Origin of the sequence: Ramlibacter albus, assembly GCF_014297445.1 — a bacterium.
Lineage (GTDB): Bacteria > Pseudomonadota > Gammaproteobacteria > Burkholderiales > Burkholderiaceae_C > Ramlibacter > Ramlibacter albus.
Genome location: NZ_JACORU010000018.1, coordinates 45,013 through 57,788, shown reverse-complemented (window position 1 = coordinate 57,788; position 12,776 = coordinate 45,013). Strand labels below are relative to the sequence as shown.

13 protein-coding genes are annotated in these 12,776 nt (G+C 68.3%); 10 read left to right on the top strand and 3 right to left on the bottom strand.

Translation table 11 applies throughout. The features are described 5' to 3' along the window. The first annotated feature begins 4 nt into the window (after positions 1 to 4). Complete coding sequence (locus H8R02_RS28885; RefSeq protein WP_187085308.1) at positions 5 to 358, top strand: hypothetical protein; 354 nt, start codon at positions 5 to 7, stop codon at positions 356 to 358. A 20-nt stretch (positions 359 to 378) separates the two neighbouring features. Continuing rightward, on the top strand, positions 379 to 1,344 hold the full coding sequence (locus H8R02_RS28880) for an ABC transporter substrate-binding protein (protein ID WP_187085306.1): 966 nt from the start codon (positions 379 to 381) through the stop codon (positions 1,342 to 1,344). Position 1,345: 1 nt separating this feature from the next. Here H8R02_RS28880 and H8R02_RS28875 read toward each other — a convergent pair whose 3' ends face one another. Genes H8R02_RS28875 through H8R02_RS28865 form a run of 3 tightly spaced genes read right to left on the bottom strand, consistent with a single transcriptional unit; the run spans position 1,346 to position 3,962 of the window. Next, positions 1,346 to 2,296 (bottom strand): Bug family tripartite tricarboxylate transporter substrate binding protein, encoded by a 951-nt coding sequence (locus H8R02_RS28875; protein ID WP_187085304.1) that lies wholly within the window; start codon positions 2,294 to 2,296, stop codon positions 1,346 to 1,348. After that, a complete protein-coding gene (locus H8R02_RS28870; protein ID WP_187085302.1) occupies positions 2,293 to 2,610 on the bottom strand; it encodes an AtuA-related protein in 318 nt (105 codons plus the stop codon). Before H8R02_RS28870 ends, H8R02_RS28875 begins: the two co-directional genes overlap by 4 nt. Further along, positions 2,607 to 3,962, bottom strand: coding sequence for an acyclic terpene utilization AtuA family protein (locus H8R02_RS28865; protein ID WP_187085300.1), 1,356 nt, complete (start codon positions 3,960 to 3,962; stop codon positions 2,607 to 2,609). Before H8R02_RS28865 ends, H8R02_RS28870 begins: the two co-directional genes overlap by 4 nt. Positions 3,963 to 4,023: 61 nt before the next feature. On the opposite strand from H8R02_RS28865, the gene H8R02_RS28860 reads away from it, so the two are divergent. The 8 genes from H8R02_RS28860 to H8R02_RS28825 all read left to right on the top strand — a co-directional run bounded on the left by H8R02_RS28860 (position 4,024) and on the right by H8R02_RS28825 (position 12,776). Then, positions 4,024 to 4,908: a LysR family transcriptional regulator gene (locus H8R02_RS28860; protein ID WP_187085298.1), complete on the top strand. Its 885-nt coding sequence runs from the start codon at positions 4,024 to 4,026 to the stop codon at positions 4,906 to 4,908. Positions 4,909 to 5,048: 140 nt separating this feature from the next. Next, positions 5,049 to 5,696 carry a TetR/AcrR family transcriptional regulator gene (locus H8R02_RS28855; protein ID WP_187085296.1) on the top strand — a complete coding sequence of 216 codons (648 nt, stop codon included), beginning with the start codon at positions 5,049 to 5,051 and terminating at the stop codon, positions 5,694 to 5,696. Further along, a complete protein-coding gene (locus tag H8R02_RS28850) occupies positions 5,693 to 6,574 on the top strand; it encodes an SDR family oxidoreductase (RefSeq protein WP_187085294.1) in 882 nt (293 codons plus the stop codon). The genes H8R02_RS28855 and H8R02_RS28850 overlap by 4 nt, the downstream gene beginning before the upstream one ends. Before the next feature lie 23 nt (positions 6,575 to 6,597). Then, complete coding sequence (locus H8R02_RS28845; protein WP_187085385.1) at positions 6,598 to 8,142, top strand: acyl-CoA carboxylase subunit beta; 1,545 nt, start codon at positions 6,598 to 6,600, stop codon at positions 8,140 to 8,142. Further along, complete coding sequence (locus H8R02_RS28840) at positions 8,142 to 9,323, top strand: acyl-CoA dehydrogenase family protein (protein ID WP_187085292.1); 1,182 nt, start codon at positions 8,142 to 8,144, stop codon at positions 9,321 to 9,323. The genes H8R02_RS28845 and H8R02_RS28840 overlap by 1 nt, the downstream gene beginning before the upstream one ends. Beyond that, entirely contained in the window at positions 9,320 to 11,158 is a 1,839-nt protein-coding gene (locus H8R02_RS28835; RefSeq protein WP_187085290.1) for an acetyl/propionyl/methylcrotonyl-CoA carboxylase subunit alpha, read from the top strand. Before H8R02_RS28840 ends, H8R02_RS28835 begins: the two co-directional genes overlap by 4 nt. After that, positions 11,155 to 12,309, top strand: a complete 1,155-nt coding sequence (locus tag H8R02_RS28830; protein ID WP_187085288.1) for an acyl-CoA dehydrogenase family protein — start codon at positions 11,155 to 11,157, stop codon at positions 12,307 to 12,309. Before H8R02_RS28835 ends, H8R02_RS28830 begins: the two co-directional genes overlap by 4 nt. Continuing rightward, on the top strand, positions 12,306 to 12,776 hold the full coding sequence (locus H8R02_RS28825) for a thioesterase family protein (protein ID WP_187085287.1): 471 nt from the start codon (positions 12,306 to 12,308) through the stop codon (positions 12,774 to 12,776). The genes H8R02_RS28830 and H8R02_RS28825 overlap by 4 nt, the downstream gene beginning before the upstream one ends.

Here is a 12,776-nt window from a genome sequence, read left to right as displayed (position 1 = left end):
CACCATGCCCTTCACAGTCACCGTACGACGCGAACCGCGTTACGTCCTTTTCACGGTGGCCGGGCACGCGTCCCTCAAGAACTACTTCGACATCATCGAGCAGGCGCGCACCGAGACGCGGGCCGACACGCTCGCCATGGTGGACCTGCGCGGTGTCATCGGCCGCCTGCACGTGAGCGACCAGCTGTTCATCGGCGAGACGGTCGTCGAGAAGCTCTCGCACCTCCAGCGCCTCGCGACGGTGGTCGCCGACGACCCCGCGACCTACAACAGCGAGAAGGCCGCCAGCGCCAAGGGCTTCGCCCTGCGCACCTTCGCCTCGCCCGAGGAGGCGCAGGCGTGGTTGCTGTCGCCGTAAAGCAGACCCACAATGTGTGCATGAGCACACGCCGGCAAGCCTTCGCCCTGGTCGCAACTGCCGCCGCCTGGCCGGGCGCGTGGGCGCAGCAGCCCGCCGGCAAGGTGTGGCGCATCGGCATCCTCACCACGAATTCGGTGGCCTTCATGGCCGACCGTGTCGAAGCGTTGCGCGTGGCGATGCGCGAGCGCGGGTATGTCGAAGGGCGCAATCTCGTGCTGGACTTCCGCACGACGGACGGCCGCGACGACCTGCTGGCCGAAGTCGGCGCCGACATCGTGCGCCAGAACCCGGACGTGATCGTCTCGCACGGCCTCGTGCCTCGCATCCTGAAGAAGTTGACCACGACCATTCCGGTTGTCATCACGGACACTGTCGACCCGGTGGGGCAGGGCCTGGCGGTGAGCCTCGCGCGCCCGGGCGGGAATTTCACGGGGCAGGTGTTCTTCGGCGAGCAGATCGCCGCCAAGCGAGTGGAGCTGCTGAAGCAGGCGCTCCCGCGCCTGCCGCACCTGGGCTTGCTGCACGTCTCCACCTACCGCGCCGAGTTGATGGCGGTCCGCGCGAATGAACTCCAGCTCAAGGCCACGGCCTTCTTCGTCGAGCCGGGCGAAGTGCAGTACGCACCTGTGTTCGCGGCGATGGCGAAGCAGCAGGTCACCGCGATGGCCTATGCCGACCATCCCACGCTGAGCAGCGCGTCGCGGGCGATCGCGGAGCAGGCGCTGAAGCACCGGATCGCCGTGGCCGGCGGGCCCCTGCTCGCGGAGAGCGGCGGCTTCCTCGGCTACGGTGTGCGCTTCCCGGACCTGTGGGCAAGCGCGGCCCTCTTCGTCGACAAGATCTTCAAGGGTGCGCGGCCCGGCGACCTGCCGATCGAGGGGCCGACGCGATTCCACACGGTGCTCAACGCCAAGGTTGCGCGGCAGCTCGGTGTCGAAGTGCCGCGCACATTCCTCGCCAACGTCGACCAGGTGATCGAGTAGGTCACTCCTTCTCGATGCCGGCGCCCACGATGATCTTGCGCCACTTCTCCGACTCCGCCGCCTGGAACTTGCGCAGGTCCTCGGGGCTGCCCGAAAGCGTCTCGAAGCCGTTCTGCGCGTAGAAGTTCGCGACGGACTGGCTCTTGTTGGCCTTGCCAACGATGTCGTTCAGGCGGCTCACCACGGCCGGCGGCGTGCCGGCCGGCACGTAGGCCGCGAACCAGAAGGTGATCTCGTAGCCCTTCACGCCCGCCTCGGCGATCGTCGGCACTTCGGGCGCGAGCGGGATGCGCTTGGACGTCGACACGCCCAGCGCCTTGAGCTTGCCCGCCTTCACCTGCGGCAGGCCGGTGGCCATGTCGGTGATCATGAAGTCGATCTGGCCGCCGATGAGGTCCGTCACCGCGGGCGGGTTGCTGCGGTAGGGGATGCTCACGATGTACGTGCCGGTCATCTGCTTGAACATCTCGCCCGCGATGCGGCTGGACGAACTGCCGTAGCCGAACGACAGCTTGCCCGGCTTGGACTTCGCGAGCTTGATGAAGTCCTGCACGTTGTTCACCGGCAGGCTGTTGTTCACCACCATGATCTGGCCGCCCTTCGACAGCGGCGCCACCGGCTCGAAGTCCTTCACCGGGTCGTAGGGCAGCTTCTTGAACAGGTGCTCGTTGGCCGCGTGCGTGGTGTTCGTCGTGATGAACACCGAGTAGCCGTCCTTGGGTGCCTTGGCCGCGGCCTGCGCGCCGATGAAGGCGTTGGCGCCGGGCTTGTTGTCGATGACGACGGGCTGCTTCGTCTCCGCCGTCACGGCCTGCCCCAGCGCGCGGGCGAGCTGGTCGGTGGCGCTGCCGGCGGCGAAAGGCACGATGAACGTGATCGGCTTGTCGGGGTAGGTTTGCGCGGCGGCTGCGAGAGGCAGCAGCAGCGCGGCGAGCAGGGTACGGCGAATCATGGGTTTGTCTCCAGTTGCATCGAAAGCAAGAGTCCCGACAGCGCCTTGCCATGGCTGTCGAGGTTGAGCGATCCGTTCACGCCGCCGTCCAGCACGTCGTCGATGACGAAATTCATCGCGTGCAGTTTCGGCAGCAGGTAGCGCCGCACGGCGGTGGGCCGGCGGAAGGCGAAGAGTTCCATCACGCGAGTTTCGGTCACCTGCTCCACCAGCAGGGGCCAGTGCTTCGGGTCGTAGGCGATGAGCGAGATGGACGAGCGGTTGCCCTTGTCGCCGGTGCGCGCGTGCGCGAGTGTGTGCAGCAGCACGGTCATGCGAAGCTCCAGCGCGGTTGCAGCCATTCGCGCGGGACGTAGCAGGAGTCGCTGGCAAGGCGCGACGTGACGCTCGTGCGCACGCCGCCGCCGCCCGCGGGGCCGCAGGTGTAGAGCGCGAGCACTTCGCGGTTCACGGCTTCGGCATCGGCCTTGCTTGCGGTCGCCGCGGCGATGCGCAGGCGGACGTCGTCGCGCGCGGCGAGTTCGCGGCCGGACCACCATTGGGCGTCGTCGTCGGCAAAGATGCTGGCGACGCCGATGAGGTCTGCGCGCAGCCTGGCTTCGATGCCGAGCTGCTTGACGCGGCTGCGAACCACGTCGCCCGCCAGCTTGGCGCGCGCCGATGCATTCGGCCCCGCGTAGGAGATCTCGCCTTCGCCCAGCCACCCGCCCTCGTAGCAGACGGTGGCCTTCAGCGTCGGCGGGCGCGCATGGCCGCGGACGCCTTCGATGCGGACGCGGTCCTGGCCGATCTCCATCACCTCGGCCTGCGAGATGTCGGCCACGACGTCGGGCGTGAGGTACGCCGCGGGGTCGTGGATCTCGTACAGCAGTTGCTCGATGACGGTGCGGCGGTCGACGCAGCCGCCGGTGTCGGCGGCCTTCGTCACGACGAAATTGCCGTCGGCGTGCATCTCGACGATGGGGAACCCCGCATTCGCGAGGCCGGGGACGTCCTTCACGCCCGGGTCGGCGAAGTAGCCGCCGGTGACCTGGGCGCCGCATTCGAGCAGGTGCCCGGCCATCGTGCCGCAGGCGAGGCGGTCCCAGTCGTCGTCGGCCCAGTCGAAGTGGGCCAGCATGGGGCCGAGGGCAAGCGCGGGGTCGGCGACACGGCCGGTCACGACGACCTGCGCGCCCGCACGCAGCGCATCGGCGATCTCGCGCGCGCCGAGGTACGCGTTGGCGCTCACGAGCTCGCGGCCCTGGAGCGTGGGGGGCAGCAATTCACGAAGGCGCTGCGGCTCCAGTGCGGCCAGCAGGTCGTCGCCTTCGACGACGGCGACCTTCAGTGCAGGCAGGCCGAGCGACGCTGCGAGTTGCTGCAAGAGCCGGGCAGCGCCACGCGGATTCGCCGCGCCGAAATTGCCCACGATGGGGATCCTCGCTTCCACGCAGTCGCGCAGCACGGGGGTGACGAACCGCTCGAGCGTCGGCTCCCAGCCACTGTCGGGCTTGTTGCGCCGCTGCAGTTGCGCCAGCGCGAGCGTGCGCTCGGCCAGCGTCTCGAACATCAGCACGGCCGGGCCGCCCGCGGCGCGCAGCGTGCGCACCACCGGCACGGCCGCGTCCCAGCGGTCGCCGGAGAAGCCGGCGCCGCAGCCGATGCGAAGCAGGGGTTGCGTCATGGCTGCCATCGTGCGCCCGGGGCGGCCATCTGTAAAATGGATTTGTCGGATCGTTTCATCGATGGCCTCGATCAATCTCTCCTCCCGCGACCTCGAGGCCTTCCTGGCCCTCGCGCAGGCGCAGCATTTCACGCGCGCGGCCGAGCGCTGCCACCTGTCGCAAAGCGCGTTCAGCCAGAAGATCGCGCGGATCGAGGCCGTGGCCGGCGTCGCGCTGTTCGAGCGCAGCACGCGCCACGTCACGCTCACGCCCGAGGGCGAAGTGTTCGCCGAGGAAGTGCGCCGCATCCAGCAGGACCTGCAGCATGCGCTGGCGCACCTGCAGGATCTGGCGACGCGGCGTATCGGCAAGGTGGCGGTGGCGGCGCTGCCCTCGGTGGCGGCGATGTGGATGCCGCTTGCGATCGCGCGGTATCGCCAGGCGCACCCGAGCATCCGCGTCGAACTGTTCGATGTGCTGGCGACCGGCGGGCTCGCGATGCTGCGTGAGGGCCGCGTGGATATCGCGATCACCGCGGGCGGTGATCTGCGCGAGTTCGACGTGACGGAACTCAAGAGCGAGCGGTTCTATCTTGCGTGCAAGCCGGAGCATCCGTTGGCGCGCAAGCGCTCGGTTGCGCTCTCGCAGTTGCAGGGTGAGGCCTTCGTGCATCTCGCCCGCAACAGCAGCGTGCGGCAGCACCTCGAGGGCGCCGGCGTGAGCGCTGCGGCGGATGCGCTGGAGGTGGAGCATCTCGCCACCGTTGCGGCGCTCGTGGCGCAGGGCATCGGCATCAGCGTCGTCCCGGAGCTCACGTTGTTCCACTTCGAGCGGGCGGGGCTGGCGTGCGTGCCCGTGCGCGACGCGCAGTTGCGCCGGCCGATCCTGCTTGCGCGGCGCAAAGGCAAGGCGCTCTCCGTGGCGGCGCAGGCGATGGTCAAGGAGATCGTCGCGGCGGCCAGGTAGGCAGACGTGTCATGCCGGACTCGATCCGGCATCCATCGTGACGCGCCACCATGGATGCCGGGTCAAGCCCGGCATGACAGCCTCGAATTTCACCAAGCAACCGCTTGCCATAATTCGCCGCGCCTGCTAACGTGCGGCGCATGCATGCCGAAGCCGAGACCGCCACCCCACCCAAGCGGCCACGCGGCCGCCCACGCAAGACGGTGGACGAACGGGACGACGGCAACCGCCGCCGCGAGGTGCTGCACGCCGCCGCCAAGCTGTTCCGCCGCAAGGGCTTCCACGCGACGAGCACCCGCGACATCGCGGCGGCCGCAGGCATGCAAAGCGGCTCGCCCTTCTACCATTTCGAAAGCAAGCAGGCGCTGCTGCACGCCGTGATGGTCGAGGGCATGCGCACGGCCATCGAGCGGCAGCGCATTGCCATCGAGCGCTCCGCACCGCAGGACCCCGTGGCGCACCTGCGCACGCTCATCCGCAACCATTTCGACGTTCTGCTCGGGCCGGGCAGCGACTTCATCCCCGTGATGCTCTACGAAGCGCGCTCGATCACGCCGCGCCAGCGCACGGTGCTGGCCGATCTCCAGGCCGAATACGAAGCGCCGTGGGTTCCGGTGCTCGAGGCGCTGCACGAGAAGGGGCTGCTGAAAGCGGACGTGAAGCTCTCGCGCCTGCTGATCTTCGGCGCGCTCAACTGGTCGGCCCAGTGGTACGACCGCCGCAAGGGTTCCACGCTCGACGAGCTGGCGGATGCCGCCGTCGCGCTTTTCATCGGAGGCAAGGCTTGACTTATCGATCGGTGTTCGCGCCGGGTCTGTTCGCGCACAAGGTGGTGGTGGTCACCGGCGGCGGCTCCGGCATCGGGCGGTGCACGGCGCACGAGCTCGCGTCGCTCGGCGCGCACGTCGTGCTGATCGGCCGCAAGCTCGACAAGCTGCACGACGTTGCCGGCGAGATCGCCGCGGACGGTGGCCGCGCGAGCTTCCACGCGTGCGACATCCGCGAGGAAGAAGCGGTGAAGGACGTGGTGCAGGCCATCACGGTCGCGCACGGCCGCATCGACGGCCTCGTCAACAACGCGGGCGGGCAGTACATGACGCCGCTGGAGTCGATCAGCGCAAAGGGCTGGTCGGCCGTGGTCAACACCAACCTCACCGGTGGCTTCCTGATGGCGCGCGAGTGCTACCTGCAATCGATGCAGCAGCACGGCGGCGCCATCGTGAACATCGTGGCCGACATGTGGGGCTCGATGCCCGGCATGGGCCACAGCGGCGCCGCGCGCGCGGGCATGGTGAGCTTCACCGAGACTGCGGCGCTGGAGTGGGCGCGCAGCGGCGTGCGCGTGAACGCCGTCGCGCCGGGCTACATCGCCTCGAGCGGCATGGACCACTACCCGCCCGAGGCAGGCCCTCGCCTGCGCGAGATGCACAAGACGGTGCCGCTGGGGCGCTTCGGCAACGAGGCGGAGACCTCGGCGGCCATCGTTTTCCTGCTGACTCCCGCTGCTTCCTTCATCAGCGGCACCGTGCTGCGCGTGGACGGCGCGCGGCCGCAGGTTCGCATGGGCTGGGGACAAATCTCAGCGCCCGAGGACGCGCGGCAGCGCGAGGCGGTGAAGCCTTTCGACGGCTTCCATCGCTACAAGATGCCGAAGGTGTTCGAGTGAGCGCAGGGGGCCGCAGCGAGGCCATGCTCGCGCGCATCGCGCAGCTGCGTGCCTTGGAAGAGCGCGCAGCGGCGAAGTCGGCCGAGGCCAAGCCCGTCTTCGACAAGCGCGGCCAGCTGCTGCCGCGCGAGCGTGTCGCCTTGCTGCTCGACCCCGGCGCGCCCTACCTGCCGCTGGGCACGCTGGCCGGCTACCTGCAGGACACGAAGGAGGAGCCGCAATCCGTGCCCGGCGGCGGCAGCATCGCCGGCATCGGGTTCGTGTCCGGCACGCGCTGCATGATCGTCGCGGACGACTCCGGCATCGACGCGGGCGCCGTGCAGCCGATGGGCCTGGACAAGATGCTGCGCATGCAGGAGATCGCCCTGCAGAACAAGCTGCCCTTCATCCACCTCGTCGAGAGCGCCGGCGCCAACCTGATGCGCTACACGGTGCAGACCTTCGTGCGTGGCGGCGGGCTGTTCCGCAACCTCGCGCGGCTGTCGGCCGCGGGCATCCCGGTGATCAGCGTTCAGCATGGCTCCGGAACTGCCGGCGGCGCGTACATGCCGGGCCTGAGCGATATCGTGATCATGGTGCGTGGCCGCTCCCGCGCCTTCCTCGCCGGCCCGCCTTTGCTCAAGGCCGCCACCGGAGAGGTTGCGACCGAAGAAGAGCTCGGCGGCGCGGAGATGCACACCGCCGTCTCGGGCCTCGGCGAGTACCTCGCCGAGGACGACCGGCACGCCCTGGGCATCGCCCGCGACGTCGTTTGCAGGCTGTCATGGATGCCGGGCCAAGCCCGGCATGACAACAAGAAATTGGGGTCAGATTCCAATTTATTGGGCGTGATGCCGCTCAACCTGCGCGAGCCGGTCGACATGCGCGACGTCATCGCGTGCCTCGTCGACCAGACGCATCTCGAATTCAAGCCGCTCTACGGCGCGCAGACCGTCTGCTCGCAAGGCGCGATCGCGGGCCACAGCGTCGGCTTCATCACCAACAACGGCCCGATCGACGTGGCCGGCGCCAACAAGGCCACGCACTTCATCCAGTACATGTGCCAGCTCGGCCAGCCGATCATCTACCTGCAGAACACCACCGGCTACATGGTGGGCAAGGAGAGCGAGCAGGGCGGCATGATCAAGCACGGCAGCAAGATGATCCAGGCGGTGACAAACGCCACCGTGCCGCAGCTCACCATCCAGTGCGGTGCATCGTTCGGTGCCGGCAACTACGGCATGTGCGGCCGCGGCTACGCGCCGCGCTTCCTGTTCTCGTGGCCGAGCGCCAAGACGGCCGTGATGGGTGGCGAGCAGGCCGCTCGCACGATGCAGATCGTCACCGAGGCCGGCCTCGCGCGCAAAGGCATCACGCCGGACCCCGAGCAATCGAAGAAGCAGTTCGACAAGATCGTCTCGATGTTCGAGGCGCAGGCCGACGCGTTCTACACGTCCGGCCTGCTGCTGGACGACGGCGTGATCGACCCGCGCGACACCCGCGCGGTGCTCGCGTTCTGCCTGGACACGATCCGCGAAGCGGAGTTGAAGCAAACCAATGCCATGCAATTTGGCGTAGCGAGGATGTAATGGAATACACCCACGAACACCTGGAGATGCAGAAGACGCTCAAGCGCTTCATCGAGGAAGAGGTCAACCCGCACGTCGACGAGTGGGAAGAGGCCGAGATGTTCCCCGCGCACCAGGTCTTCAAGCGCCTGGGCCAGCTGGGGCTGCTGGGCCTGTGCAAGCCCGAGGAATACGGCGGCGCCGGGCTCGACTACTCCTGGTCGATGGCGATGGCCGAGGCGCTGGGCCACATCAACTGCGGCGGCGTCCCCATGGCCATCGGCGTGCAAACCGACATGGCGACGCCCGCGCTCGCACGATTCGGCAGCGACGAGCTGAAACGGCAGTTTCTCGCCCCGGCCATCGCGGGCGACATGGTCGCCTGCATCGGCGTGAGCGAGCCGGCCGCGGGCAGCGACGTCTCCGGCATCAAGAGCAAGGCGGTGAAGGACGGCGACGACTACATCATCACCGGCCAGAAGATGTGGATCACCAACAGCCTGCAGGCCGACTGGATGTGCATGCTGGTCAACACGGGCGAAGGCCCGGTGCACAAGAACAAGTCGCTCGTCATCGTGCCGATGCGCGACGGCCCCAAAGGCAAGCTCACCAAGGGCATCGAGGTGGCGAAGAAGATCCGCAAGATCGGCATGCACTCGTCCGACACGGGCCTGATCTACTTCGACGAGGTCCGCGTGCCGCAGCGTTACCGCATCGGCGCCGAGGGGCAGGGCTTCATCTACCAGATGCAGCAGTTCCAGGAGGAGCGCCTGTGGGCCGCCGCGCGCTCGCTGCATACGTTGAACCACTGCATCCAGCTCACCATCGACTGGGCGCAGGAGCGCAAGATGTTCGGCGCTTCGCTCGCGGACCAGCAGTGGGTGCAGTTCAAGCTCGCGGAGCTGAAGACCGAAGTGGAGGCGCTGCGCGCGCTCACCTACCGCGCCTGCGACCTGTACGTGAAGGGCGAGGACGTGCTGGAGCTCGCCTCCATGGCCAAGCTCAAGGCCGGCCGCCTGAACCGCGAAGTGCCGGACACCTGCCTGCAGTTCTGGGGCGGCATGGGCTTCACCTGGGAGAACCGCGTCTCGCGGATGTACCGCGACGGCCGGCTCGCTTCCATCGGCGGCGGCGCGGACGAAGTGATGCTCGGCATCCTCGCCAAGACCATGGGCATCGCCAAGCGGCCCACGCGCGAATGAAGCGGCTGCTCATCGCCAACCGCGGCGAGATCGCGCGGCGTGTGATCCGCACGGCGCACCGGCTCGGGATCGAGACGGTGGCGGTGTATTCGGATGCCGATGCGCGTGCGCTGCACGTTCGCGAGGCGACGGTGGCGGTGCCGCTGCATGGCGATGCGTCGGCCGACACCTATTTGCGCATCGACAAGTTGCTGGCCGCTGCACGCGAGACGGGTGCGGATGCCGTACACCCCGGGTATGGATTCCTGAGCGAGAACGCCGAGTTCGCGCAGGCCGTGGTGGATGCGGGGCTCACGTGGGTGGGGCCGCCGGCGAGTGCGATCCGCGCGTTGGGCAGCAAGTCGCGCGCGAAGCAGCTCGCGCAAGCGCGCGGTGTTCCTTGCCTGCACGGTTACCAGGGCGAGGACCAGTCCGACGAGCGTTTCGCGGCGGAGGCCAGGCGCATCGGCTTTCCGGTCATGGTGAAGGCGGCAGCAGGTGGCGGCGGCCGCGGCATGCGGCTCGTGCAAGAGCCCGCGCAGCTCCCAAGCGCGTTGCAAAGCGCCCGGTCGGAAGCGCAGTCGGCGTTCGGCTCCGGCGAGCTCCTGCTCGAACGCGCGTTGCTCGCCCCGCGCCACGTCGAAGTGCAGGTGTTCGCCGATTCGCACGGGCACTGCATCCACCTCGGCGAGCGGGACTGTTCCGTTCAGCGCCGCCACCAGAAGATCATCGAGGAGACGCCGAGCCCTGCTGTCGATGCAGCCATGCGCGAACGCATGGGCCGCTGCGCGGTGGAGCTGGCCCAGTCGGCAGGCTACGTGGGCGCGGGCACGGTCGAATTCCTCGTGGAGGGCGGCGACTTCTTCCTGATGGAGATGAACACACGCCTGCAGGTGGAGCACCCGGTCACCGAGGCCGTGACGGGCCTGGACCTCGTCGAATGGCAGCTTCGCATCGCGCGCGGCGAACCGTTGCCGCTCGCGCAGGAGCAAGTCGCCTTCAACGGGCATGCGATCGAGGTGCGGCTGTGCGCCGAAGACGAGCAGTTCATCCCGCACACCGGCCGAGTGATGCGGTTTCGGGAGCCCGGCAGCGTGCGGTTCGACCATGCGATCGAAGCAGGGCTCGACGTGCCGCCGTACTACGACTCGATGCTGGGCAAGCTCGTCGCCCACGCGCCGACGCGCAACCAGGCGATCGACAGGCTCGCGCAGGCGCTGGACCGCACGGTGCTGCTGGGCTTGCCGAACAACCGGCAATTCCTGGCGGCGTGCTTGCGGCACCCGGTCTTCCGCGAGGGGCGTGCGCTGATTCCCTTCCTTGTAGGCCATGGCGACGAGATCCGCGCGGCGATCGCGCGTGAGGAATCGCGGGTGTTGCCGCAATGCGCAGCGGCTGTCGTATTCCCGCGCGGTGCGGCGTCCCACCTCGCCAGCCCTTTCGTACGCCCGGCCCGGCTGCGGCACCGCGACCAGCTCGTCGATGTGCGACTGAGCGAGTCGCAGCTGGCGGCGGGCGATGCACAAGCGATGCGCGTGGCCGATGGCCGCTGGCACGTGCAGGCTGGCCCCGTGGACCTCTTCGTCGAGGACGCGTCGTTCGACCCATCGCGTGGCGCAGCAGGCGGCGCCGGGTCGAACGAACTGCGTGCCCCATTCAACGGAAAGGTGATCGCGATCAAGGCCGAAGCAGGCACGCGCGTCGCGAAAGGCGACACACTGCTGGTCATCGAATCCATGAAGCTGGAACATGCCCTCTCGGCCGCGCGCGACGGCGTCGTCAAGGCCATCCACGTGAAGGCCGGCCAGCAGGCCGCGACCTCGCAGGTGCTCGTGAGCTTCGAGGCCGCGGCATGAACGACGATGCGCGCGCCGACATCGAGGCGATCACTGCCGCCGTGAAGCGCTTCGCGCTGGAGCGCATCGCGCCGAATGCCACGAAGTGGGACGAGGCCGGTGAATTCCCACGCGAGCTGTACCGCGAGGCGGCAGCCCTCGGCCTGCAGGGGCTCGGCTACCCGGAGGCGTACGGCGGCACGCCCGTTTCGCATGCCTTGCGCACCGCGGTCTCGGTCACGCTCGCGCGTTTCGGCGGCAGCGGCGGCGTGATGGCCAGCCTGCAGTCGCACAACATCGGGCTGCCGCCCGTGCTGCGCTACGGGCGTGACGAGGTGAAGCGCGAGGCTATTCCGCCCGTGCTGCGCGGCGAGAAGATCGCGGCGCTGTGCATCACGGAGCCCGGTGGTGGCTCGGACGTCGCCAGCCTGCGGACCACCGCGCGCCGCGAAGGCGACCACTATGTCCTGAACGGCGAGAAGACCTTCATCACGTCGGGCGTGCGCGCCGACTGGCTCACGGTGGCGGTGCGCACGGGTGAGAGCAAGGGCGCGTCGGGCATTTCGATGATCCTCGTGCCCGGCGACGCGCCCGGCATCTCGCGCACGCGCCTGGACAAGATGGGCTGGCTCGCATCCGACACGGCGCACATCCGCTTCGACAACGTGCGCGTGCCCGCGAAGTACCTGCTGGCCGAAGAGGGCGCAGGCTTCAAGATCATCATGACCAACTTCAACGGCGAGCGGCTCGCGATGTCGGCGATGGCGCTGGGCTTCGCGCAGTGCTGCTACGACGAGGCGCTGGACTGGTCGCGGCAACGCAAGACCTTCGGCACGGCTCTCGTCGAGAAACAGGTCATTCGCCACAAGCTCGTCGACATGCAGATGCGCATCCGCTCCACCGAGGCGTGGCTTGCCGATGTGAGTGAGCGCGCCGAAGGCGGGAAACTGGAATCCGACCCCAATCTGGTGGCCGACGTGTGCATGCTGAAGAACCACTCGACGCAGACGATGCAGTTCTGTGCCGACCAGGCCGTGCAGATCCTCGGCGGCATGGGCTTCATGCGCGGGACCAAGTGCGAGCGCATCTACCGCGAGGTGAAGGTGATGATGATCGGCGGCGGCGCCGAAGAGATCATGAAGGAGCTTGCCGCGAGGCAGCTGGCGCTATGAGCGGCAAGCAGTTCTTCGAGCCGGAGTTCGTCGCAGGCCTCAAGAAGATCTTCGAGGAGCGCGTCGTCTTCAACACCGTGCTGGGCCTGAAGATCGACAGGTTGCACCCGGAGGGCGTCACCGGCCACATCGACATGAAGCAGGAGCTGGTCGGCCATTTCGCCTACAACCGGCTGCACGGCGGCGTGATCAGCGCGGGGCTCGACGCGATGGCGGGCCTCGCCTGCATGGCCGCCATCGGCGCCAAGCACATGGACGAAACGCCCGAGCAGCGCCTGCACCGCTTCGGGCGGCTGGGCACCATCGACCTGCGCGTCGACTACCTGCGCGCCGCGATCGGCGAGCGCTTCGAGTTGAAGGCGCAGGTGATGCGCCTGGGTTCTCGCGTGGCGAACACGCGGATGGAGTTCCACGGCGCCGACGGTGAACTGCTCGCGACGGGGGCCGCGGCTTACATCGTGTCCTGA

Bases quoted from the DNA above. Each gene is read 5' to 3' on its own strand.
- H8R02_RS28885 (WP_187085308.1), top strand. From the start codon at position 5: ATGCCCTTCACAGTCACCGTACGACGCGAACCGCGTTACGTCCTTTTC.
- H8R02_RS28880 (WP_187085306.1), top strand. From the start codon at position 379: ATGAGCACACGCCGGCAAGCCTTCGCCCTGGTCGCAACTGCCGCCGCC.
- H8R02_RS28875 (WP_187085304.1), bottom strand. From the start codon at position 2,296: ATGATTCGCCGTACCCTGCTCGCCGCGCTGCTGCTGCCTCTCGCAGCC.
- H8R02_RS28870 (WP_187085302.1), bottom strand. From the start codon at position 2,610: ATGACCGTGCTGCTGCACACACTCGCGCACGCGCGCACCGGCGACAAG.
- H8R02_RS28865 (WP_187085300.1), bottom strand. From the start codon at position 3,962: ATGACGCAACCCCTGCTTCGCATCGGCTGCGGCGCCGGCTTCTCCGGC.
- H8R02_RS28860 (WP_187085298.1), top strand. From the start codon at position 4,024: ATGGCCTCGATCAATCTCTCCTCCCGCGACCTCGAGGCCTTCCTGGCC.
- H8R02_RS28855 (WP_187085296.1), top strand. From the start codon at position 5,049: ATGCATGCCGAAGCCGAGACCGCCACCCCACCCAAGCGGCCACGCGGC.
- H8R02_RS28845 (WP_187085385.1), top strand. From the start codon at position 6,598: ATGCTCGCGCGCATCGCGCAGCTGCGTGCCTTGGAAGAGCGCGCAGCG.
- H8R02_RS28840 (WP_187085292.1), top strand. From the start codon at position 8,142: ATGGAATACACCCACGAACACCTGGAGATGCAGAAGACGCTCAAGCGC.
- H8R02_RS28835 (WP_187085290.1), top strand. From the start codon at position 9,320: ATGAAGCGGCTGCTCATCGCCAACCGCGGCGAGATCGCGCGGCGTGTG.
- H8R02_RS28830 (WP_187085288.1), top strand. From the start codon at position 11,155: ATGAACGACGATGCGCGCGCCGACATCGAGGCGATCACTGCCGCCGTG.
- H8R02_RS28825 (WP_187085287.1), top strand. From the start codon at position 12,306: ATGAGCGGCAAGCAGTTCTTCGAGCCGGAGTTCGTCGCAGGCCTCAAG.